20 protein-coding genes are annotated in these 23009 nt (G+C 39.4%); 11 read left to right on the top strand and 9 right to left on the bottom strand.

Going from position 1 to position 23009, the window contains the following annotated elements:
- Positions 1–2 precede the first annotated feature (2 nt).
- From ilvC to ilvA, 7 genes are all read left to right on the top strand, one after another.
- Complete coding sequence (gene ilvC / locus AC4MRQ_RS04755) at positions 3–1049, top strand: ketol-acid reductoisomerase (RefSeq protein ID WP_491196506.1); 1047 nt, start codon at positions 3–5, stop codon at positions 1047–1049.
- A gap of 132 nt (positions 1050–1181) precedes the next feature.
- Entirely contained in the window at positions 1182–2678 is a 1497-nt protein-coding gene (locus AC4MRQ_RS04750; RefSeq protein WP_491196505.1) for a 2-isopropylmalate synthase, read from the top strand.
- 64 nt (positions 2679–2742) lie between these two features.
- Positions 2743–4146 carry a 3-isopropylmalate dehydratase large subunit gene (leuC, locus tag AC4MRQ_RS04745; RefSeq protein ID WP_491196504.1) on the top strand — a complete coding sequence of 468 codons (1404 nt, stop codon included), beginning with the start codon at positions 2743–2745 and terminating at the stop codon, positions 4144–4146.
- Positions 4147–4161: 15 nt separating this feature from the next.
- Positions 4162–4761, top strand: a complete 600-nt coding sequence (leuD, locus tag AC4MRQ_RS04740) for a 3-isopropylmalate dehydratase small subunit (protein WP_491196503.1) — start codon at positions 4162–4164, stop codon at positions 4759–4761.
- A gap of 217 nt (positions 4762–4978) precedes the next feature.
- A complete protein-coding gene (locus tag AC4MRQ_RS04735) occupies positions 4979–6511 on the top strand; it encodes a hydroxymethylglutaryl-CoA lyase-like TIM-barrel protein (RefSeq protein WP_491196502.1) in 1533 nt (510 codons plus the stop codon).
- A gap of 100 nt (positions 6512–6611) precedes the next feature.
- Entirely contained in the window at positions 6612–7676 is a 1065-nt protein-coding gene (gene leuB / locus AC4MRQ_RS04730; RefSeq protein WP_491196501.1) for a 3-isopropylmalate dehydrogenase, read from the top strand.
- 50 nt (positions 7677–7726) lie between these two features.
- The gene (gene ilvA / locus AC4MRQ_RS04725) at positions 7727–9007 is read left to right on the top strand and encodes a threonine ammonia-lyase (RefSeq protein ID WP_491196500.1); all 1281 of its coding nucleotides are present in this window, start codon (positions 7727–7729) and stop codon (positions 9005–9007) included.
- On the opposite strand, the gene AC4MRQ_RS04720 is transcribed toward ilvA, so the two are convergent.
- From AC4MRQ_RS04720 to AC4MRQ_RS04710, 3 genes are read right to left on the bottom strand one after another with little or no spacing between them, the layout of a single operon-like run.
- Positions 9008–9439 carry a YybH family protein gene (locus AC4MRQ_RS04720; protein WP_491196499.1) on the bottom strand — a complete coding sequence of 144 codons (432 nt, stop codon included), beginning with the start codon at positions 9437–9439 and terminating at the stop codon, positions 9008–9010.
- 51 nt (positions 9440–9490) lie between these two features.
- Entirely contained in the window at positions 9491–9673 is a 183-nt protein-coding gene (locus AC4MRQ_RS04715) for a type II toxin-antitoxin system antitoxin (RefSeq protein ID WP_491196498.1), read from the bottom strand.
- A 2-nt stretch (positions 9674–9675) separates the two neighbouring features.
- Positions 9676–10530 carry an SPFH domain-containing protein gene (locus AC4MRQ_RS04710; RefSeq protein WP_491196497.1) on the bottom strand — a complete coding sequence of 285 codons (855 nt, stop codon included), beginning with the start codon at positions 10528–10530 and terminating at the stop codon, positions 9676–9678.
- A gap of 122 nt (positions 10531–10652) precedes the next feature.
- Between AC4MRQ_RS04710 and AC4MRQ_RS04705 the strand changes: the two genes are divergently transcribed.
- Positions 10653–11321 (top strand): hypothetical protein, encoded by a 669-nt coding sequence (locus tag AC4MRQ_RS04705; RefSeq protein WP_491196496.1) that lies wholly within the window; start codon positions 10653–10655, stop codon positions 11319–11321.
- On the opposite strand, the gene AC4MRQ_RS04700 is transcribed toward AC4MRQ_RS04705, so the two are convergent.
- The 4 genes from AC4MRQ_RS04700 to AC4MRQ_RS04685 all read right to left on the bottom strand — a co-directional run bounded on the left by AC4MRQ_RS04700 (position 11314) and on the right by AC4MRQ_RS04685 (position 14717).
- Positions 11314–12123, bottom strand: a complete 810-nt coding sequence (locus tag AC4MRQ_RS04700) for a metal ABC transporter permease (protein ID WP_491196495.1) — start codon at positions 12121–12123, stop codon at positions 11314–11316. The two genes, AC4MRQ_RS04705 and AC4MRQ_RS04700, sit on opposite strands and share 8 nt — an antisense overlap.
- Positions 12116–12856, bottom strand: a complete 741-nt coding sequence (locus AC4MRQ_RS04695; RefSeq protein WP_491196494.1) for a metal ABC transporter ATP-binding protein — start codon at positions 12854–12856, stop codon at positions 12116–12118. Before AC4MRQ_RS04695 ends, AC4MRQ_RS04700 begins: the two co-directional genes overlap by 8 nt.
- Positions 12857–12862: 6 nt before the next feature.
- Positions 12863–13738 (bottom strand): metal ABC transporter solute-binding protein, Zn/Mn family, encoded by an 876-nt coding sequence (locus AC4MRQ_RS04690; RefSeq protein WP_491196493.1) that lies wholly within the window; start codon positions 13736–13738, stop codon positions 12863–12865.
- Positions 13739–13868: 130 nt separating this feature from the next.
- The gene (locus tag AC4MRQ_RS04685; protein ID WP_491196492.1) at positions 13869–14717 is read right to left on the bottom strand and encodes a LytR/AlgR family response regulator transcription factor; all 849 of its coding nucleotides are present in this window, start codon (positions 14715–14717) and stop codon (positions 13869–13871) included.
- 241 nt (positions 14718–14958) lie between these two features.
- Between AC4MRQ_RS04685 and AC4MRQ_RS04680 the strand changes: the two genes are divergently transcribed.
- Entirely contained in the window at positions 14959–16083 is a 1125-nt protein-coding gene (locus AC4MRQ_RS04680; protein ID WP_491196491.1) for a DUF6051 family protein, read from the top strand.
- Between the two features lie 248 nt (positions 16084–16331).
- Here the strand turns inward: AC4MRQ_RS04680 and AC4MRQ_RS04675 are convergent, their stop codons facing one another.
- Positions 16332–18353: a transketolase family protein gene (locus AC4MRQ_RS04675; protein ID WP_491196490.1), complete on the bottom strand. Its 2022-nt coding sequence runs from the start codon at positions 18351–18353 to the stop codon at positions 16332–16334.
- A gap of 1166 nt (positions 18354–19519) precedes the next feature.
- On the opposite strand from AC4MRQ_RS04675, the gene AC4MRQ_RS04670 reads away from it, so the two are divergent.
- On the top strand, positions 19520–20656 hold the full coding sequence (locus AC4MRQ_RS04670) for a 4-phosphoerythronate dehydrogenase (protein ID WP_491196489.1): 1137 nt from the start codon (positions 19520–19522) through the stop codon (positions 20654–20656).
- Between the two features lie 41 nt (positions 20657–20697).
- Here the strand turns inward: AC4MRQ_RS04670 and AC4MRQ_RS04665 are convergent, their stop codons facing one another.
- Positions 20698–22044 (bottom strand): cyclic 2,3-diphosphoglycerate synthase, encoded by a 1347-nt coding sequence (locus tag AC4MRQ_RS04665; protein WP_491196488.1) that lies wholly within the window; start codon positions 22042–22044, stop codon positions 20698–20700.
- A gap of 172 nt (positions 22045–22216) precedes the next feature.
- Between AC4MRQ_RS04665 and AC4MRQ_RS04660 the strand changes: the two genes are divergently transcribed.
- Positions 22217–22813, top strand: coding sequence for an acyl carrier protein phosphodiesterase (locus tag AC4MRQ_RS04660; RefSeq protein ID WP_491196487.1), 597 nt, complete (start codon positions 22217–22219; stop codon positions 22811–22813).
- Positions 22814–23009: the final 196 nt, after the last annotated feature.

Below are 23009 nucleotides of genomic sequence, written 5' to 3'. Positions count from 1 at the left end.
TCATGGCAAAAATTAATTTTGGAGGTACAGAAGAAAACGTTGTAATGAGGGAAGAGTTCCCATTGGAAAAAGCACGTGAAGTATTAAAAGATGAAACCATTGCTGTAATCGGTTATGGTGTGCAAGGACCTGGGCAGTCACTCAACCTGAAGGATAACGGTTTTAATGTAATTGTTGGTCAGCGCAAGGAATCTAAAACTTGGGATAAGGCAATCGCTGATGGTTGGGTTCCTGGTGAAACACTTTTCGAGATTGAAGAGGCTCTTGAAAAAGCAACAATTATCCAATACTTGCTTTCAGATGCTGGCCAGATCCAGATGTGGGACACTGTTAAGAAGTACTTAACGCCAGGAAAAGCCCTTTATTTCTCTCATGGATTCGGTATCACTTACAAAGAGCGTACAGGTATTGTTCCTCCGGCTGATGTGGATGTAATCCTTGTAGCGCCTAAAGGTTCAGGTACTTCATTGCGTCGTATGTTCCTTGAAGGACGTGGATTGAACTCATCATTCGCTATTTTCCAGGATGCAACAGGTAAGGCATATGATCGCGTAATCTCGCTAGGTATCGGAGTTGGTTCGGGTTACTTGTTCGAAACTGACTTCAAACGTGAGGTATACTCTGATCTAACAGGTGAGCGTGGTACTTTAATGGGATGTATTCAAGGTATTTTCGCTGCTCAGTACGAAGTGTTACGTGCCAACGGTCACACGCCATCAGAAGCATTCAACGAAACAGTTGAGGAGTTAACTCAAAGTTTGATGCCATTGGTTGCTGAAAATGGTATGGACTGGATGTATGCAAACACATCAACAACTGCTCAGCGCGGAGCTCTAGATTGGTGGAAGCCTTTCCGCGATGCAACCAAGCCTGTTTTTGAGAAACTTTATTCTGAAGTAGCTGCCGGTAACGAAGCTCAGCGTTCAATTGACTCAAACAGTCAGGAAGATTACCGTGTGAAACTGGAAGAAGAATTAAAGGAATTACGCGAATCTGAAATGTGGCAGGCAGGTGCTGCAGTACGTAAATTGAGACCAGAAAACCAATAATATTTAATTCATCGGATGAATACCGCAATAATTAGGAGTCATCCGATGAATAAATAACTATAGACATAAGTCAATAGTAAAACTCAAAATCCGAAGGGGAAAGGAATTCGGAAAACCCAAAAAACATTAATCATGGATAATAAAGTTCATATATTCGATACAACATTAAGAGACGGCGAGCAAGTGCCGGGATGCCAGTTAAACACTATTGAAAAGATAGAAGTAGCCCGTCAGCTCGAAAAGCTCGGCGTGGATGTGATCGAAGCTGGATTCCCCATTTCGAGCCCCGGAGATTTTAATTCCGTGGTTGAAATTTCTAAAGCGGTTCAAAATCCAACCATTTGTGCATTAACACGTGCCGTTAAAAAAGATATTGAAGTGGCAGCTGATGCATTGAAATATGCAAAACGTGGGCGTATTCACACCGGAATCGGTACATCACCTTATCACATTAAATACAAACTAAATTCCAACGAAGATGAAATCGTTGCTCGTGCTGTTGAGGCCGTAAAATATGCAAAGCGATTTGTCGAAGATGTGGAATTCTATGCCGAAGATGCCGGTCGATCAGACAATGAGTATCTGGCTCGTGTTGTTGAAGCAGTTATTGCTGCCGGAGCTACTGTTATTAATATACCTGATACAACAGGTTACTGTTTGCCAAAGGAGTACGGTGAGAAAATTGCCTATCTGGTAAATAATGTACCTAACGTGGATAAAGCCATTTTATCAACACATTGTCACAATGACCTGGGTATGGCTACTGCCAATACTTTGGCTGGTGTGACAAATGGAGCGCGCCAGGTTGAGGTAACCATCAATGGTTTAGGTGAAAGAGCCGGTAATACCTCTTTGGAAGAAGTGGTAATGGCCATGAAATCACATCACGATTTGGATTATCAAACAGGCATTGATACCAAACAGATCATGAAAACCAGTCGCTTGGTTTCTACCTTGATGCGTATGCCAGTTCAGGCTAACAAAGCGATTGTTGGTCGTAATGCATTTGCACATTCATCAGGTATTCACCAGGATGGCGTGTTGAAGAATCGTGAAAATTATGAAATTATCGATCCGGCAGATGTAGGTGTAAAAGAATCAAGCATCGTATTAACTGCACGTAGCGGACGGGCTGCATTGAAACACCGTTTACACGTATTAGGTTATGATTTCGAAGGAGCTGAGTTGGATGATATTTATAATCAGTTCCTTGATTTAGCGGATAAGAAAAAAGATGTTGCTGACGAGGACTTGGAAGCATTAGCTGGGTCTGAAAAAGAAAAGCAAGATCGTTCAATTAAGTTGGAATCACTACAGGTTATTTCTGGTAGTTCAACTATTCCAACTGCTACAGTGGCTGTTAGTTTCAATGGAGATGTATTCACCGAAACAGCCTCAGGTAATGGTCCGATTGATGCGGCTTTCTCAGCTGTTAAGAATTTGGTGAAGCGTAAGGTTCATTTGGAAGAATTCCTGATTCAAGCCATTACGCGAGGTAGCGATGACCTTGGTAAAGTGCACGTGCAAATTGAACACAAAGGACATACTTACTATGGTTTCTCTGCCAATGTAGATATCATTACTGCATCGGTTGAAGCATTCCTGGATTCTATCTCAAAAATCGGATAAGGTCGTATAAATAAATCATCGATTCGACAAATTAGCAAATAAACGAATCGACAATAAGAGAAAAATGGGAAAAACATTATTTGATAAAATATGGGACAGCCACGTCGTCAAAACTATTGATGACGGGCCAAATGTTCTTTATATTGATCGTCACTTCATTCACGAAGTAACAAGTCCACAGGCTTTTGGAGGAATCAAAGCCAGAGGTGGAAAAGTTGCACGTCCTTCGCAGGTGATTGCCACGCCTGATCACAACATTCCAACAGTTAATCAGCATTTAACAATTCAGGATGAGTTGTCTCGTCATCAGGTGGAAACGTTAAAGAAGAATTGCGAGGAAAACGGCATTACTATGTATGGTTTAAATCATCCATACAACGGTATCGTTCACGTGGTTGGTCCTGAGCTCGGAATTACACAGCCAGGAATGACCATCGTTTGTGGTGATAGTCACACCTCTACGCACGGTGCTTTTGGAAGTATTGCATTTGGTATCGGAACCAGTGAGGTGGAAATGGCTTTGGCAACACAGTGCATTATGCAGCCTAAGCCAAAGAGCATGCGCATCAACATTGAAGGCGAATTGAGTAAGGGTGTTACTTCAAAAGATATCATTCTTTACATCATCTCTAAGATATCAACAGGTGGTGGAACCGGTTACTTTGTTGAGTTTGCAGGTTCAGCTATCCGTAGTCTGTCAATGGAAGCCCGTATGACAGTGTGTAACATGAGTATCGAGATGGGTGCTCGAGGTGGTATGATTGCTCCTGATGAAACAACTTTTGAATACATTAAGGGTCGTGAAAATGCTCCCCAGGGAGAGGCATGGGATAAAGCTGTGGCTTATTGGAAATCATTGGTTACAGATGAAGATGCTGAATTCCATAAAGAACTGACTTTTGATGCTGCTGATATTGAGCCGATGATTACCTATGGAACGAATCCAGGTATGGGCGCAAAGGTGTGTGAAAACATTCCAACATTGGAGTCAATCGAGGATAGCTCAAAGAACTCATTCCAAAAGTCAATGGAATACATGGGCTTTGAAGCTGGTGATCAATTAGCTGGTAAACCGATTGATTACGTATTTGTTGGAAGTTGTACCAACGGTCGTATTGAAGATTTGCGTGCGTTCTGTGATGCTGTAAAAGGGAAGCAAAAAGCTGATGGTGTAACAGCATGGATCGTTCCTGGAAGTAAGCAGGTTGAGAAGCAAGCGATTGAAGAAGGTTTGAAAGAACAGTTAGAAGCCGCTGGTTTTGAATTACGTCAGCCTGGTTGTTCAGCTTGTTTAGCAATGAACGATGATAAGATACCCGCAGGTAAATATGCTGTAGCTACATCGAACCGTAATTTTGAAGGACGTCAGGGACCAGGTTCTCGTACCATGTTAGCAAGTCCATTGACGGCAGCAGCTGCTGCAGTAACAGGTGTTGTTACTGATCCAAGAACCATCTTTAACTTTTAATCAGGAGGAAGAAATATGCCAATAGATAAATTTGCAACAGTTCAGACTTCGTTTGTGCCTATGCCAATCGAAAATGTGGATACAGACCAGATTATACCGGCTCGATTCCTGAAAGCAACGACTAGAGAAGGTTTTGGAGATAATCTTTTCTACGACTGGAGATATGAAAAAGATGGCTCGCCAAAAGCCGACTTTGTATTGAATAATCCAGCTTACTCGGGATCAGTTTTGGTAGCAGGAAAGAACTTTGGTAGTGGTTCAAGTCGTGAACATGCTGCGTGGGCTATCGCCGGATACGGATTTAAAGCAGTTGTGTCCAGTTTCTTTGCCGATATTTTTAGAGGTAATTCGTTGAATAATGGCGTATTGCCGGTTCAGGTGTCAGAAGGATTTTTGGCTGGACTTTTTAAGTCTGTTGATGCTGATAACAAAGCGGAAGTAAAGATCGATCTGGAAAATCAAACGATTACTAATGTTGCAACTGGTGATTCAGAAGGTTTTGAGATCAACTCATACAAGAAAAATTGTTTGATGAATGGCTACGATGATATCGACTATTTATTGAGCTTGAGCGATGAGATTGAAGCTTATGAAACAAAGGCTGTTAAGTTTTAAGAGAACTAGTAGCCGATTAATGTTTAGCAGAGTCTGATAATAGATAGAAAGTCATCTCGACTACCGTTCGGCGCGCCATCGCCGGACGGAGTTGGATGATGAAAGGTTTATAAAAAGAATTAAACGCAGAGACACAGAGTGTAGTTTTAAATAACTACGGTTCTTCGTGCCTTTGTGAAAAAATGGCAAAGCAATAACCACAAAAACCAAAGAGCAGATGACAATAGAGCTAATGGATACCACCTTACGCGACGGCGAGCAAACTACCGGGGTGTCGTTTAACGAATCGGAGAAGCTGGCCATGGCGACCATGCTGCTCGAGGAGTTAAAGGTGGATAGAATAGAGGTAGCGTCGGCACGAGTCAGTGACGGTGAGTACCGCGCAGTGCAGAAAATTTGTGAGTGGGCCTCCAAAAAAGGATTACTTGATAAAGTTGAGGTACTTGGTTTTGTTGATGGCAGAACTTCCTTAGAATGGATTCAGAGTGCGGGGGGACGTGTTATTAACCTGTTGACCAAAGGTTCACTTAAGCATGTAACAGGACAGCTTGGTAAAACACCCGAAGAACATGTAACAGATATTAAAGATGTTTTAGCAGCAGCAGAAGAAATGGACATTGATGTGAATATCTATTTGGAGGATTGGTCTAACGGAATGATTGATTCACCAGACTATGTATACTTCATATTGGATCAATTACAAGATTCAAGCATTAAACGTTTTATGTTGCCCGATACCTTAGGTATTTTAAACCCTGATCAGATTAAAGAATTTTGCTCGTCAATCATTACTCGTTATCCATCATTACACATTGATTTTCATGCGCATAACGATTATGATTTAGCTGTAGGCAATGTGTTTGCTGCAATTAAAGCCGGCGTTCAAGGCATTCACACAACTATTAATGGTTTGGGTGAAAGAGCAGGAAATGCACCATTGGCAAGTGTAGTTGGTTTGGTCAATGACCAATTGGGTGTTAAGACAAATATTGAAGAATCTAAAATAACAAGAGTAAGCCAGGTTGTGGAGAGCTTTTCGGCCATTCGTATTCCAACTAATAAGCCGCTTACCGGAGAGTTTGTGTTTACGCAGTGCGCAGGAATTCATGCCGATGGCGATAGTAAAGACAACCTGTATTTTAACCGTTTAATGCCCGAACGATTTGGTAGAGTGCGTAAATATGCACTTGGAAAAACATCGGGTAAGGCCAATATTCTTAAAAACCTTGAAGAGTTAGGTATTGACTTAGCGCCTGATGAGATGAAGAAGGTAACCGAAAGGGTGATTGAGCTAGGAGATAAAAAAGAAACGGTTACGACAGAAGATTTGCCATATATTATCTCAGATGTGTTAAAAAGTTCATCGATAAAGGAACACATAAAAGTAAAAAATTACAGTTTGCAGTTGACCAAAGGCTTAATGCCACTAGCAAATGTAAGTATTGAAATAGATGGTAAGGTGTATCAGGAAACGGCCAATGGAGATGGTCAGTATGATGCATTCATGCATGCACTTTGGAAAATCTACGATAAATTGGGGAAGAGTCATCCCGTATTAGAGGATTACATTGTAACGATTCCTCCGGGTGGAAAAACGGATGCCCTTGTAGAAACAGTGATTTCCTGGGAGTATAAAGGGAAACTGTTTAAAACACGAGGGTTGGATGCGGATCAAACGGAAGCAGCAATAAAAGCTACCGTTAAAATGCTTAACTTGATTGAAAACGGAAATTTGAAAATAATTAATTAATAAGACACAAGTAGCAAGACATAAGACACAAGACTTTCTTCATAGTAATATTTCATGTTTTGTACATCCTCTTGATACTTGATAATTACATCTTTGTACTATGAATATTAATATTGCAGTATTGCCGGGCGACGGCATTGGACCAGAGATTGTTGAGCAGGCACAGAAAGTAATTGATGCCGTTGCTGACAAATTTAACCATGAAGTAAAATACACAAATGCTTTGGTTGGTGCCACAGCTATTGATCAGGTTGGTAACCCTTATCCAGAAGAAACACATGAGGTTTGTATGAAATCTGATGCTGTTTTGTTTGGTGCTATTGGAGATCCAAAATATGATAATGATCCTAAGGCTAAGGTTCGTCCCGAACAAGGTCTTTTAGCTATGCGTAAGAAGTTAGGTTTGTATGCTAATATTCGCCCTGTAACAACTTTCCCTTCACTATTGGATAAAAGTCCGTTGCGATTAGATATTGTTGAAGGTGCTGATTTTGTTGTAGTACGCGAGTTAACTGGTGGTATTTATTTTGGAGAAAAAGGTCGTTCAGAGGATTTAAAAAAGGCCTTTGACACTTGTACCTACACTACCGAAGAAATTGAACGTATCCTAAAATTGGCTTTCTCTTATGCCGGTAAGCGTGATAAGCGATTAACAGTTGTTGACAAAGCCAATGTGTTAGCTACATCTCGCTTGTGGAGAGAAACTGCTCAGGCAATGGACGCTGATTACAAAGACATAGAGGTGGATTATATGTTTGTTGATAATGCTGCTATGCAGTTAATTCAATGGCCTAAGAAGTTCGATGTAATGGTTACGGAGAATATGTTTGGTGATATTATTAGCGATGAAGCATCAGTTATCACAGGTTCATTAGGTTTGTTACCTTCTGCTTCGGTAGGTATTCATACATCGGTATTTGAGCCAATACACGGTTCTTATCCTCAAGCGGCAGGTAAAGATATTGCTAATCCGATTGCTACTGTTTTATCAGCAGCTATGTTATTAGAATCACTTGATTTGCTGGATGAGGCTAAAGTAGTACGTGATGCGGTAAATCAATCACTCGATGCAGGTGTCGTCACAGAAGATATAGCGAAGGATGGAAAGGTTAGTAAAACATCCGAAGTTGGTAATTGGCTCGCTAATTACATCAAGAATAATTAATTGTTAATGCCGGTTGCTATGTGCGCCGGCATTTTTTATCCCATCAACAAATGACAACAAAAAACGGAATAGCGGCTTTTTCAGATTACTATCCGAGCCTGGAAGCTATTAAAAAAGCCAAAGAAACGATTTCAGGGGTTGTGGAAACAACTCCTCTCATGCGTAATCACAACCTTTCTAAACAATATTGCTCCAATGTTTTCCTTAAAAGGGAAGATTTGCAATCCGTACGCTCGTATAAAATACGTGGTGCCTACAATAAAATAAAGAGTTTAACCAAGCAGGAAGTCGCATCAGGTATTGTATGTGCCAGTGCTGGTAATCATGCTCAAGGTGTTGCCTATTCTTGCCGCGAATTGGGAATTAATGGTTTTATTTATATGCCAGCTACAACTCCTAAACAAAAAGTAAATCAGGTGAAGATGTTTGGTCAAGGCTTTGTTGAGGTTGTCTTAAAAGGAGATACCTATGACGATGCCTATAATGCCGCTATGGAAGAATGTGCCAGGACAGGTCGTACATTTATTCACCCTTTTGATGATCCGCAGATTATTGAAGGTCAGGCAACCGTTGGTTTAGAGCTTTTAGAGCAAGTCGAAAAACCTATTGACTATATTTTTGTGCCTATTGGAGGTGGAGGTCTTGTATCGGGTCTTGGAGCTTACATCAAACAGATTACTCCGGAGACAAAGATAATTGGTGTTGAACCTGCTGGTGCCCCTGCCATGCAAAAGGCAATGGAACAAGGTGAGGTAGTAGAGCTTGATGAAATCGATAAGTTTGTAGATGGTGCTGCTGTTCAAAGGGTTGGGAATGTCACTTTACCAATTTGTCAGCGGGTGTTAGATGACATTATCTTAGTTCCTGAAGGAAAGATCTGTACTAAGATTCTGGAACTCTATAACTACGAAGCGATTGTTGTAGAGCCAGCAGGGGCGCTAAGTATTGCCGCGTTAGATTTTTATGCTGAGCAAATCATAGGTAAAAATGTGGTTTGTATCCTTAGTGGCAGCAATAACGACATCACCAGAACCGAGGAGATTAAAGAGCGCTCATTACTTTACGAAGGCTTAAAACATTACTTTATTGTACGTTTCCCACAAAGAGCTGGTGCTTTAAAAACTTTCGTAGATAAAGTATTGGGACCTGGAGATGATATCACACATTTTGAGTATAAGAAGAAGACAGCTAGAGCGATGGGGCCTGTTGTTATTGGTATAGAAATTCAAAAACCTGAGGATTTTGATGGTCTTCAGCAAAGGATGGAAGAGAATGGATTTATAGCCGAATATCTAAACGAAAAACCGGATTTGTTTCAGTATCTGATTTAATTAATCCCACACAAAGCGCCATTGTCCATCACTTTGGCGCTTCCAAACTGTATGAAAAACACCTTCTGACACTTGACCTGTAGTTTTGTTGATAAGTTTGTATTGACCATAGGTATAAGCTAAGTCGCCTGATTCAGCCACATCTACTTTGTCTGGAGACCATGTTAATTCCATATCTTTATAGTCATCTTGTCGTTGTTTAAAGTACTCTGTAATGGCTAATTTACCTTTAATCAGTTGATTGTTTCTGAACAATACAGCATCCTCAGCAGCATAATGGACAAAAGCTTTCGAGATTCCTTCATTAGCAGCCATCAATGCGAAATCTGCCTCAATCTGTTTAATTTCTTCAAGATATGCCATTGTATTCCTATTAGTGTGATGACATGAAATTGCGATTAATCCTAATGTGATGATTACTAATTGTTTCATCCGATTAAGATATGAAAAAAGAGCAACTTCTTCTGAAATTGCTCTTGAATATTATTCGGTATCTGTTTTAGAATCTTTCTTTCCTTGCTTTAACCGCTTGGCATCTTTTAAACATTTATGAATCATCCATTCGAGTTGACCATTGACGCTTCTAAATTCATCATCAGCCCACTTTTCAATCTGTTTGAAGGTTTCGGGGTCAATTCTTAATACAAATGATTTTTTCTTGCTCATATCTAAGTATGTAAAGTGCCGGTATTGATCACCGGAGTTGCTTCTTTATCACCACACAAAACTACCATTAAATTACTAACCATCGAAGCCTTTTGATCCTCGTCAAATTCAATGATGTTATCTTCAGATAATCTGGTTAAGGCATCTTCAACCATGCCAACTGCGCCTTCAACGATTTTTTTACGAGCCGCTACAATGGCAACAGCTTGCTGACGTTTTAACATTGAACCTGCAATTTCCGGTGCGTAAGCTAAATAACCAATACGTGCTTCCATTACTTCAATACCTGCTATGGCCAGGCGTTCGGTGATTTCTGCTTCTAACGCTTCATTCACTTCGTGCATACCAGAACGCAATGTGACTTCAGCCTGAGCGTCATCAAAATTATCATAGGGATAGGAACCAGCTAGTTTTCTTACTGCCGCATCAGTTTGAACTCTTACAAACTCTTCGTATTGGTCGACTTCAAATGCCGCTTTATAGGTATTATTAACTTTCCATACCAGGATAACGTTAATCATTATTGGATTTCCAATCCGGTCATTTACCTTAAGTCTTTCACTATCGAAATTTCTTGCTCTTAATGAAATTCTCTGTTTCGTGTAAAATGGGTTAGCCCAGAAAAAACCATTGTCCTTAACAGTCCCTTTGTAGGCACCAAATAAAACGAGCACTTTGGAGCCATTGGGGTTAACGATGAAAAATCCTGGTAAAATTCCTAGTATAAAAGGGATAGCTATTATCAACAGATAAAGCTCTTGGGTCACAATTGTTATTACAGTTGCTGCAAACAATGCAAAGAATACCGTTAACATCAGGTATCCATTTTTCGGTTTAGTTATTTGTTCTTGTTTCATAATGATATTAAAATGGTATCACAATGATAGGTCATTTCTTTGAATTTATCAACAATTGCTTTGGGAAAAAACATATTACCTTGGAAATACCTATTTTTAATTCGTAATCATTGAAGTAGAATATGAAATATCTATTAATTGCGTTCCTTTTGATCCTGGCAATGAATATAAATGCCCATGAACGTTGGTTCAAAGGCTATATAACAACTAATAATAATGAAATAGTAAAAGGACAAATATTCGTGTCTGGAAACAGTCCTTTTACAAACGCAGTGGTGTTTGCGGGAATTGATTTGGAAGGTTTTTATGGCGTTGTCAGGTTTAAGAATGACATGGGTAAAATATTCATATATGAACCAGATGATATACGCGCATTTGGATTTTCATATTTTGGAACAGATTATAAGTTTGTTAGTAATCTTCTGTTATTTAAGAGTCTAATTAAATCTGATAGAGCAAGGCAAAGATTCCTATGCCTGGAATATAAAGGAGCTGTCTCTTTATTTAACGATTGTGTTACTTTGCAGCATGATGTTGTAGGTGTTGGAGGAGGCAGAAACCTGGAATATATAACCTACCATGAGTATTATCTCTATTCAGAGGAAAAAGGTTTGCTATGGGTAGATCTTAGAGGGAAAGCAAATCTAAAACATTACCTGATTAAGAGCGGGGTTAATGAACAATTTATAATCGAGTACCCTGATGTTCTTAAGGTAAGGGAATTACAAACTATACTGAAGAGCTATGATAATTGGTTAGTTTCAAGAAAAGAAGAAGGATTATCTACTTAAGCAATTTATACACCTTCATTACGGCGAATAATACGGTTAGTGTAAAAATTATTGTAGCACCAGAAGGTAAATCAAGGTAATAGGCAATAAATAATCCTGTTAAACTACCAATGCAACTGACTATAACAGAGCCTGTCATAACAGTTTTTAAACTTTTAGAAAACAGATTGGCTGTAGCAGCAGGTATGGTGAAAAGCGAAAGTACCAGGATAATTCCCATTACTTTTATTGATAATACAATAGCTATGGCCATGATAATGGCACTTAAGTATTTAATTGGCTTAACGGGTAACCCCGAGACTGTAGCAAATTCATTGTCAAACGCCACAGCAACTATGGCTGGATAAAATAGCCAGATTAGCGTAATGCATACGACTGCAATAACAAATAGCCAAATCAGATCGCTCACTTTAACTGTAAGAATGTCACCAAAAAGAAAACCCATAAGATTTGGGGTATAACCTGGCGTGATAAAAACAAAAAGTATACCTATCGCCATACCAAGTGACCACAAAATAGCTATTGAGCTATCTTCACGTAATCCGGCCTTAGTGCTACTCCATTCAATTCCTATGGATGATAATACTGCAAATATTGCAGCACCAAGAAATGGAGGCCATCCGTAATAGTATGCAATTCCCATACCTCCAAAAGAGGCGTGAGTAATACCACTGCTTATAAACACTGATCGTTTGGCAACAATATAGCTTCCAACAATACCAGCAATAATGGATGTAAGTAATGCAGCAAGTAAAGCGTTTCTGAAGAATGCGAAACTCAGTAGTTCCAATAGCTCATTCATGATCGTGATGCTTAAGTACCCTGTGCGGAACATGACCATGGCTGACGAGTTCTATTGGGCAGTTATATGATTGTAAAACTTCATTTGTAATTTTATTACTTGGATGATAATGTAAACCACCATTAACGCAGGCAATTGTTTTAACCATTGATGAGATAGTGCCTACATCATGTGATACCAATAATATAGCCATCTGATCATTTAGCTCACCTAGTAAATTATACAAATTGGCTTCAAATGATTTATCCACATAGGTATTGGGCTCGTCCAGAATAAGTAAATTAGGATTACTGATTAAAGCTCTGCATAAAAACACGCGTTGCATTTGTCCTCCTGATAATTCTCCTATTGACGAATTCCGCGAGTGCTCTAAACCTATAAATTCAAGCAGTTCGTCAACCTTAGTAAGTTGATGTTTGCCTGGCTTTTTCCACCATCGGTTAGTTGAAAATCTACCGGATAGGATTACATCTTTAACCATTATTGGAAATTGCTTATCGATGGAATTGATCTGCGGTAGGTAACCAATCTTTAATGTTGGATCTTTTGTGATTGAACCAGAATAGGGTAATAATAAGTTAAGAATAACTTTTAATAATGTCGTTTTCCCACCACCATTAGGTCCTATTATGCCAATGAAGTCATTTTCCAGCACCTTTAGATTAACGTTGTTCAAAACGATATTCTTATCGTAGCCGGCACTAATGTTTTCAAGGTGGATTAGTGGCTTCATGAATTATTATATTGCTTCAAGGTGCGAAATAAAGCGTTCCATTTCAGTTTTCCAATTCTCTGCCAAGGGATGAACCTGAACAGTTTGAGCGTTAATCTCATCTGCGATTACTTGAGCATTCGACTGATCAAATTCTTTTTGGATAAAAATTGTTTTTATCTGCTTTTGTTTGGCTTCATCAATGGTCGACTTGAGGCGTGCAGGAGTTGGTGTTTTACCCTCAAATTCAATTGTCATTTGTTCAAATCCATATGCTCTTGCGAGGTATGTGTAGGCTGGGTGAAAAATCATAAAAGTTAATCCCTTTTTACTTTCAGCCAATGCACTCAACCGTTCATCCATCTCGTCCAGCTCACTGTTAAACTTTTCGTAATTTGCATTTATAAAGGCTCGGTGTTGTGGGAATAATTCAATAAGGTCTGTCTTCAAATTTCTCACTAGTAGTTTTACTTCTCTTGGCGAAGTCCATGTGTGTGGATCGATGCCACCTGTACAAATGTGATTGTGGTCATGATCGTGATGATGGTGTTCGCCTTGAATAATATCAATACCCTTTGATAAATCAAACCACTTTAAATTGGGATTCGCTGAACTTAGTTTTTCGACCCAACCTGCTTCAAACCCAAGATGACCTATTTTAAAATAGGCAGCAGAGTTAGCCAGTTTCTTAATTTGAGCTGCAGTTGGTGCATAGCTTGAATGGTCAGAACCCTGGGGAATCATAATGTTTACCTCGATAGAATCACCAAGCAGACGTTCAATAAAGTATTTTTGAGGAGCTATGCTTACCGAAACAATAGGCTTACTGTTTTCAGTATTACTTGTATTACAACTTGCAAATAAAACGAGAGTGAGTATGTTTAATATGAATAACTTACGCATTTAATTCCTTTATTTAGTTTAATAATGTAACCATTGCTTTGAAGTTAACGGTTACTCAAATATCGTGCAAAAGTACAGGAAGATAATTGATAATGCAACAATGTTGCAATAAATATAAGAGTTGTGTGTCTTAATTGTGTTGTCCAAACAATTCAAATACTGATTCGGTATAGGTTTTAGAAACAGGTACCTCAATTGGAGATTGAGTATTTAGCTTAATTCGTAAACCTTCTTTGTTTCGCTCAATTAGCTTTACCTTCTGAAAGTTGACCATATAGGAGCGATGACACCTAATTACCTCAAGTGGTTTTAGTGTCGACTCCAGATTTTTCAAGGTGTTTCGTAGTAAGAATTTCGAATGCTTTTGATGATCGGAATAATAGATGGTGACATAATTATCGGCGCCTTGGAGGTAAAGCAGATCTTCTAATTTGATCGATAAGCGCATGGTTCCTTTCTCATCTCTGAATATGACCATACCAGCAGGATCATTTTTCTCACTACTACCTTCGGCCAGAGCTTCCAGTTGCTCTTTGTTATCAATCCAGGCAAAATAAAGCCAGGATACTGTATATGGGATTAAGAGAACTAATGCTGTATTTTGTATAGATATTTTAAATGCTTCACCAAAAGTCCTGGGATCATCAAGGATCATTAGTTCATAAAGCGTGTAAAAGAGCGACATGCTTATAATTTCAATAGCGATCCAAATCAGGTATCGTCCGATAGAAATATGATTTCCTCGTTTAGCCAGCTGATACATTATAACCCTGCTGATTACCACAACCAGTACCCCGGTAAGGATAACAAGACTTGAATAAAAGAATAGTTCCGTTTTTGAAATTGGGAACCAATTATTGACATTAAAAGGAGCATAGATATTAATAAACACCAATGCAAAAGCTGCGGTAAAAAGAATCAGCCTGACAATGTTTTTCCTTTTCAGCAGATAAGGTGGTAATGCTTTGCTCAAATCCATGATTGCATAAAGATGCAACTTAAAGTTTAAAAATAGAATTGGAGGATGGGATTTTTTGGTTTTTGCTTACTATTTGAAATGCAGATTTTCACCCCATTATATATTATTTCACCCCATAATAGCCTTTTTAAGCCCATTAGCAGGGTACAAATCACATAATATTGCAAACATCTGTTTTGTTGAGTTGGTTTGTATCGAAGATGTGAAAACGAAAGAATACATCGCATATTTATGAAACTCCATGAATTATTTTTTTCTATATCAAACTCTGAAGGCACAGTTTTCATCGGGAGCTGCCACACACACTCCCGGTGATAGTGCTTTTGGTTTTCTATCGCAGGAGTTTCATTCTCGATTTAAGAATATATACCAGAATGCTGAATTGCCATTCGATATTTCAAGTAACGATGCCGGACTAAATAAAGATTTTAGCTATCCTGTTTTTCATCCAAATAAAGAGAAGAAATCAGACGGATGCATCATTCTACTTCATGGCTTAAATGAAAGAAGTTGGGAAAAGTATTATCCATGGGGTTATCAACTGGCTCACAATACTCAGAAAACAGTCATACTATTTCCTATCGCACATCATATGAATCGCTCACCTAAGGTTTGGAGTGATCCAAGGCAGATGAGTCCGTTTGTTCAAAAGCGAAAGTCGTTATTGCCCGATGTGAATAATCTTAGCGTGGCCAATGTGGCTTTAAGCGAGCGCTTGACCAATCGGCCTGAGCGATTTTTATTGTCCGGTTATCAGGCAGCCAATGATATTTTGGATTTGGTGGCGTATATAAATAATGGATATCATCCATTGATTAATAAAAAAGCCTCAATAGATTTCTTTGCTTATTCTATCGGATCTTTTTTAGCGCAAATACTTTTTCTTGCAAATGGGCATAAAGAATTAGCAAACAGTAAGCTTTTCATTTTTTGTGGAGGGAGTGCTTTTACAGATTGGCAGGGCGTTTCAAAGTATATAATGGATAGTAAAGCGTTTGATCGCTTACATATGTATTATGAGTCGGAGCAAAGAACAGACCCGTTGGTATCACATGTTTTGAACGAAACGGTACTTGGGCAGTCGTTTGTTGATATGTTATCACTTAAGAACTTAAGGAAACGGAGTGTTAATCATTTTATTTCAATGAAGGATCGGATATCGACAGTGGTACTCAAAAATGATACGGTTGCTATTGCTGATAAGGTAAAACAAACTTTAAAAGGGGTGCGTGTGGATGAATGGGATTTAAAATATCCCTATTCTCACATTATGCCATTTCCCTTGCTTTCTAATAAATTGGTAAATCAGGTTAACGAAGCTTTTGACAGATTAATGTTAAAGGCGACAATGCTTTTTACAACTTAATGAGAATGAATGATTGTTAACCTGAAAAAAAGGGTGATTGGTTAAACGTAACCATCACCCTTTTTTAGAAACTGTATAAGTTTTATCCTTTGGCTTATTTTGGCGACTTAAGTCCTCATACTTCTGCAAAAATTCTTTAAGTAGCGATGCTATTCGCATCATTTTTGCCTCGTCAGAGAACTTAATTCATCCAAACTAACTCACAAAAACAAAATTTAAACAGTTTCTAGAATATATTATAGAAAGATCTATCCTAACATTTCGATCACCTGATTAAATACATTCTGACCTGTAAAGCCAAATTTCTCATCCAATACAGTGTAGGGAGCTGAATAACCAAAATGATCTAAGCCCCAAACTTTACCATTTGATCCAACCAAACCTTCTAAAGTCACCGGTAAACCTGCTGTCATTCCAAAACGTGGTGCATCCACTGGCAAAACAGATGTCTGATATGCAGCATCCTGATTGCGGAATAAACCTTCGGAAATAACTGAAACAACATTAACTTTTAAGCCTTTCTGCTCGCGTAATAATTTCGCACCATCAGCCAAAGTAGACACTTCAGATCCAGACGCTAACAATACTACGTCAGGTGTATCCGCATCTTTCTCTACTATGTAAGCTCCTTTTTCGGCTTGCAATGCCATTTCGTACGAGCTTCCCGGAAGATTAGGAATGTTTTGACGTGAAAGAATTAAAGCTGTTGGCGTCTTTGTGTTTTCCATTGCCATTTTCCACGCAACTGTTCCTTCATTAACATCTGCCGGACGGAGTACTAACATGCTGTTATCTCCATGGTGGTTTTTCAATTTTTCCAACAAGCGAATCTGCGCTTCCTGTTCAATTGGCTGGTGAGTTGGACCGTCTTCTCCTACACGGAATGCATCGTGTGTCCAGATATATTTTACTGGTAATTGCATTAAGGCCGCCATACGTGTAGCTGGCTTCATGTAATCAGAGAACACAAAGAAAGTACCACAAGCAGGAATAACACCGCCATGTAATGCCATACCATTGGCAATGGCTCCCATGGTTAACTCAGCCACACCAATCTGTAAGAAGGCACCAGAGAAATCACCCTTTTTAAATTCAGTTGTTTTCTTTAAGAAACCATCTGTTTTATCAGAGTTGGCTAAGTCAGCCGACATTACAATCATATTTTCAACCTGCTCGGCTAATACACCTAACACAGTAGCAGATGCGGCGCGTGTTGCAGCTCCTGCTTTTTGCTCAATGGCAGCATAATCAACATCTGTTTCACCAGAGATAAACTTCTCAAATTTAGCTGCTAATTCAGGATTTGTTTTCGCCCATTCAGCTTGCTCATTTTTTTTGTCAGCTACATAGGCTGCTTTTCTCGCATTAACTTCAGTATATAATTCAGCTACTTCAGCGAAAATCTGAAATGGATTTTCTGCATCGGCACCCAGGTTTTTCATTGTTTCAGCAAAAGATGCACCGGCTGCGCTCAATGGCTGTCCGTGTGTAGATACTTTCTTTTCAAAAGATTCGCCACTTTCGGTTACAGCACCTTTACCCATAATGGTTTTACCAATAATTAAGAAAGGTTTCTCTGTTTCTGCATTGGCAGCATCAAGTGCTTTGCGAATCTGATCCTGGTCGTTACCATCGATAGTTATGGTGGCCCAACCCCAGGCTTCGTATTTTTTTGCTGTATCCTCAATGGTTACAACATCTGTAACAGTGGATAACTGAATATCATTTGAATCATAGAACATGACAAGGTTGCTCAAACCCAAATGACCGGCGAGACGTCCTGCTCCCTGTGATATTTCCTCCTGAATACCACCATCAGAAATAAAAGTATAAGTTTTGTGGCTCATCCACTCACCAAAGCGAGCAACTAAAAAACGTTCAGCAATTGCTGCTCCCACAGCCATTGTATGACCTTGTCCAAGGGGACCTGAGGTGTTTTCAACACCTCTTTCAAAATCAACTTCCGGGTGACCTGGTGTAGGGCTATCCCACTGGCGGAAGTTAGCTAAATCTTCAAGGCTGTATGTTCCTGTTAATGCCAGTCCGGAATATAACATGGGTGACATGTGGCCAGGATCAAGGAAAAAACGGTCGCGGTTAAACCAGGTACGGTCTGCAGGGTCATAGTTCAAGTACTCCGATAACAATACGTGCATAAAATCTGCTCCACCCATTGCACCGCCTGGGTGTCCTGATTTTGCTTTTTCAACCATTGCGGCTGATAAAATCCGAATGTTGTCGGCTGCTAACTTTGAAATGTTCTTGTCCATTACGTTTTTAAAATTTTTAATATTTCATACAGTCTATCCTGTATGGAACTTGCTCCGAAGCCCGGTTATTGCGAGCTCCGAAACAGGTTTCTATTGTTGTTAATTTACTTGGTAAATACACAACAGTAGAACAGTCTTCAAACTGGGCGCAAAAATACACTTTTTTCTAAAGTGGCTAAATTTAATTTGACATGACTTTTATTGTTTTTCGCTGATTTGCTATTCTTTAAGCTGGATATGGCAGATGTGAGTTATTTATTGTTGCTTGAAGTTGTAATAGATAGTCTGATGACATTTCCGGGTTAAATACAATTGAACTACTCCAGTTCTGTCAGTATGGTCCAAGGAACCCTCTCCTGCAAAAATGGTTTGTGAATCGCTATTTCAGAAGCATCTTGCTCTGATTTTGATTTCGTTTTGTACGGTCGAAGCTGTCCGTTCCTATCAAAATGATTTGTGAATTGTCGTTTCAGAAGCCTCTTGCTCTGATTACGATTTCGTTTTGCATGGTCAAGGGAGTCCGTTCCTATCAAAATGATTTGTGAATCGTCGTTTCAGAAGTCCTTTGCTCTTATCTCAATTCCGTTTTGTATGGTCAAAGGAGCTTGTACCTACCAAAATGATTTATGAATTGCCGTTTCAGAAGCCCTTTGCTCCGATTTCGATTCCGTTTTGCATGGTCAAGGGAGTCCGTTCCTGTCAAAACGATTTGTGAATCGTCATTTCAGAAGCCGCTTACTCTGATTTTAATTCCGTTTTGCAAGGTCAAGGGAGTCTGTTCCTGCCAAAACGATTTGTGAATCGTCGTTTCAGAAGTCCTTTGCTCTGATTTCGATTCCGTTTTGCATGGTCAAGGGAGTCCGTTCCCATCAAAACGGTTTGTGAATCGTCATTTCAGAAGTCCTTTGCTATGATTCCGATTCCGTTTTGCACGGTCAAGGGAGTTCGTTCCTATCAAAACGGTTTGTGAATCGTTATTTCAAAAGCCTTTTGCTCTGATCTAGATTTCGTTTTGTATGTTCGAAGTAGCCAGTTCCTATCAAAATGATGAAGCCTCAACGGCTTGTGTTGGAGGAAGAGAATCTTAAATGCGATTGCCCTGTTTTGAATTACAATTGATATAACATGTAATTTGTTATTTTTGAAGCTTACAATGTTGATGAGATATGTTGAAAATTGTTGCAGATAATAAAATCCCTTTTCTGAAAGGTGCTTTGGAGAATTTTGCCGAGGTTCAATATTTACCCGGGGCAGATATTGATAATGATGTATTGAAGGATGCGGATGCTTTAATCACCCGTACCCGCACTAAGTGCAATGAATCGACTTTAAGAGGTAGTAAAATTAAGCTAATCACTTCAGCTACAATTGGTTTTGATCATATTGATACCAAATGGTGTGAAGAAAACAATATTAAATGGACAAATGCTCCTGGTTGCAACTCAGAATCTGTTAAGCAATATGTTGGAGCTGTTTTGGCCTTGTTGGTAAAAGAAAAAGGATGGCAATTGAAGGGACGATCTATTGCTGTTGTTGGAGTAGGTAATGTGGGAAGTAAGGTGAGTGCTATGGCCAAAGCATTGGGAATGATTGTTTATGAGATCGACCCTCCACGAGCCAGGGCTGAGCGAGAACAAGGTTTTTACCGATTGGATGAGGTAGTCGATAAGGCAGATGTTATAACCTTTCATACACTACTCACAAGAGAAGGGGAGGATAAAACTTATCACTTATGTGATGCTGATTTATTATTGAAGATGAAATCCAATGCGATAGTGATTAACTCATCGCGTGGCGAAGTGGTTGACGGAGTAGCTTTAAAAAGCGCACTAAGTAAGCAACAGATTGGTGCAGCTGTGCTGGATGTATGGGAAAATGAACCGCAAATTGATAAAGAACTGTTGGATTTAGTATGGATAGCCACACCACATATTGCCGGCTATTCTCAGGATGGCAAAGCAAAAGGGACACAAATGAGTGTGCAAGTCATCAGCCGTTTTTTTAACCTTGGTATTGATGATTGGGAAGCAAAGGATATTCCGAAGCCTAAAGAGCCAATAATCACCATCGACGGTGAAGGATTAAGTAATGAGGAGATCATTGCAGAAGCAATACTGCATACTTATCCATTAAAACGTGATGATACTGATTTGCGGAACAATTTATCGAAATTCGAATATTTAAGGGGCGCTTACCCCGTAAGGAGGGAGTTTGCGGCTTTTGACTTGATGATAAAAAGAGATGTTGAAGAAGCGAAAGAAAAGTTACTGAAACTGGGTTTTAGATGTGTAACTATCAAATAGAGCAGTGAGGCGGAGGCCCCACCACTCAATAAAATTCTGAATTAAACTTTAGTCAATTGTAGGCCGTGGGTACTGACAAATTCTTTGACAGACTCTTTCAAAGTAGGACTGCCAATCTCCTGTAAGTCATAATATACACGCGTATTTGGTTTGTTAATCTTCACCACGCGGTTCAGGTCGATCGGTGTACCGATGATAACCGCATCACAAGGTACGTTATCGATTGTGGCCTGTAAATCTTTAATTTGCTCATCACCATAGCCCATAGCTGGTAACAGGGTGGCAATGTTCGGATAAATGCGATAGGTCTCGGCCAATTTACCAACGGCATAATCACGTGGGTCAACAATCTCAGCTGCTCCAAACTTTTTGGCAGCCACAATACCGGCACCAATCTTCATTTCACCGTGTGTTAATGTCGGACCATCTTCTATTACCAATACACGTTTGCCTTTAATGGCAGCAATATCATCCACTCGTATTGGTGAAGCTCCATCTACAACTGTTGCAGTAGGATTCGCCGTTTCAATGTTGCTGCGTAATTGGTTAATATCTTCCGGTGCGGCACTGTCCATCTTATTGATCACCACGATGTCAGCCATGCGTAAGTTGACTTCTCCCGGATAGTAGCTTAACTCATGATTAACCCTGTGCGGGTCAGCAACTGTAATTAATAAATCAGGCTTGTAAAATGAGAAGTCGTTATTGCCACCATCCCATAAAATGACATCACATCCATCAGGGTCATTCTCGGCTGCATCAATAATGGCCTGGTAATCAACTCCCGCGTAAATAACATTACCTCGCACCACGTGTGGTTCATATTCTTCCATCTCTTCAATGGTGCATTTGTGATAAGCCAGATCTTCAACCGTGGCAAAACGTTGTACTTTTTGTTTGACAAGGTCGCCATATGGCATGGGGTGACGAATGGCTACAACCTTAAGACCTTGCTCCATCAATAACTCAATTACTTTACGCGAAGTTTGACTTTTTCCACACCCCGTGCGTGTGGCACAAACGGCTATAACCGGTTTGTTGCTTTTGATTTGTGTGTCATTAGGACCTAATAGCATGAATGAAGCTCCGGCGGCATTAACGCGTGCAGATAAATTCATAACCCGGCTATAAGGAACATCGCTATAGGAGAATAAACATACATCCGCTTCTTTTTCGATAATCAGTTTTTCCAGGTCATCTTCTGCAAAGATTGGAATACCATCCGGGTAGAGCTGACCAGCCAGTTCGGCAGGATACTTGCGACCGTCAATGTCGGGTATCTGAGCGGCTGTAAAGGCAACCACCTTGTAATCCTGGTTAGTTCTGAAAAAGGTATTGAAATTGTGAAAATCTCTACCGGCTGCACCGATAATAATAGCTTTTTGCATAATCTTGTTGATTTGGTTACTAACTAAATTTTTGGTGTTTACACTCAATCACATGAGCTCTTATAAAAGTACTTTTTGCATAGCTAAAAGACTAATGTTATAAACATGTTAAGAAACAGGATGTTATACTTGAACTAATAATGATATTAGTGTATATTAGTATATTTGCCTTATGAATTTTCTGGCTCATCTATACTTATCAGGTGATAATCCCTTTATACAAATCGGTAATTTTATTGGCGACCATGTAAAGGGGCGCGACTATGAGAAGTATGCCCCGCAAATTCGTCAGGGTATATTGCTACATCGAAAAATTGATCATTTTACCGACAGACATCCATTGGTGAAACAAAGTGCAGCTCGGTTAAATGAGCGTTATGGCAGGTATTCAGGAATTGTTATTGATGTGTTCTATGATCACTTTCTAGGTATTAATTGGAGTTTATATTCATCTGTTCCCTTAGATAAATATGTAAGTAAAGTACATAAGGTGTTATTAACTAATTATTTTAAGTTACCAGCTAATGTTAAGCGCTTTTTACCGTTTATGGTAAAAAGCAGACGGTTGGAGACCTACGCAACCAAAGATGGTATTGAAAGGAGTCTGCAAATTATGTCGAACTATTCCTCTTTACCTGATAAATCGCGTTGGGCCATGGAACAAATGGATAAATACTATGCCGAGTTTGACCATGAGTTTAATACCTTTTTTAAGGAGGTAGAACTAATGGCAGAAGAAGAGTTGAATGGAATGGATCTTAAAATATGAGAGTTTACAGTTGCAGGGATGAGTTTTGAATTCATCGCTTTTAACATACACTTTCTAAGCTAAATCTATTACCAATCTTCTATCCTAGGTTATCAGGCTTTAAGCTTTTCGTGCCTTCATCATGCGATCTTTCCCGTTAATATCTTCCTATTTTGTGCAATGCATGACCCACTATTAGATTTTCATATTTAGCAGT

The sequence above is a fragment of the Carboxylicivirga sp. genome (assembly GCF_982718395.1).
The sequence above is the reverse complement of the archived record's forward strand: the minus strand, read 5'-3'. Positions and strand labels throughout refer to the sequence as shown.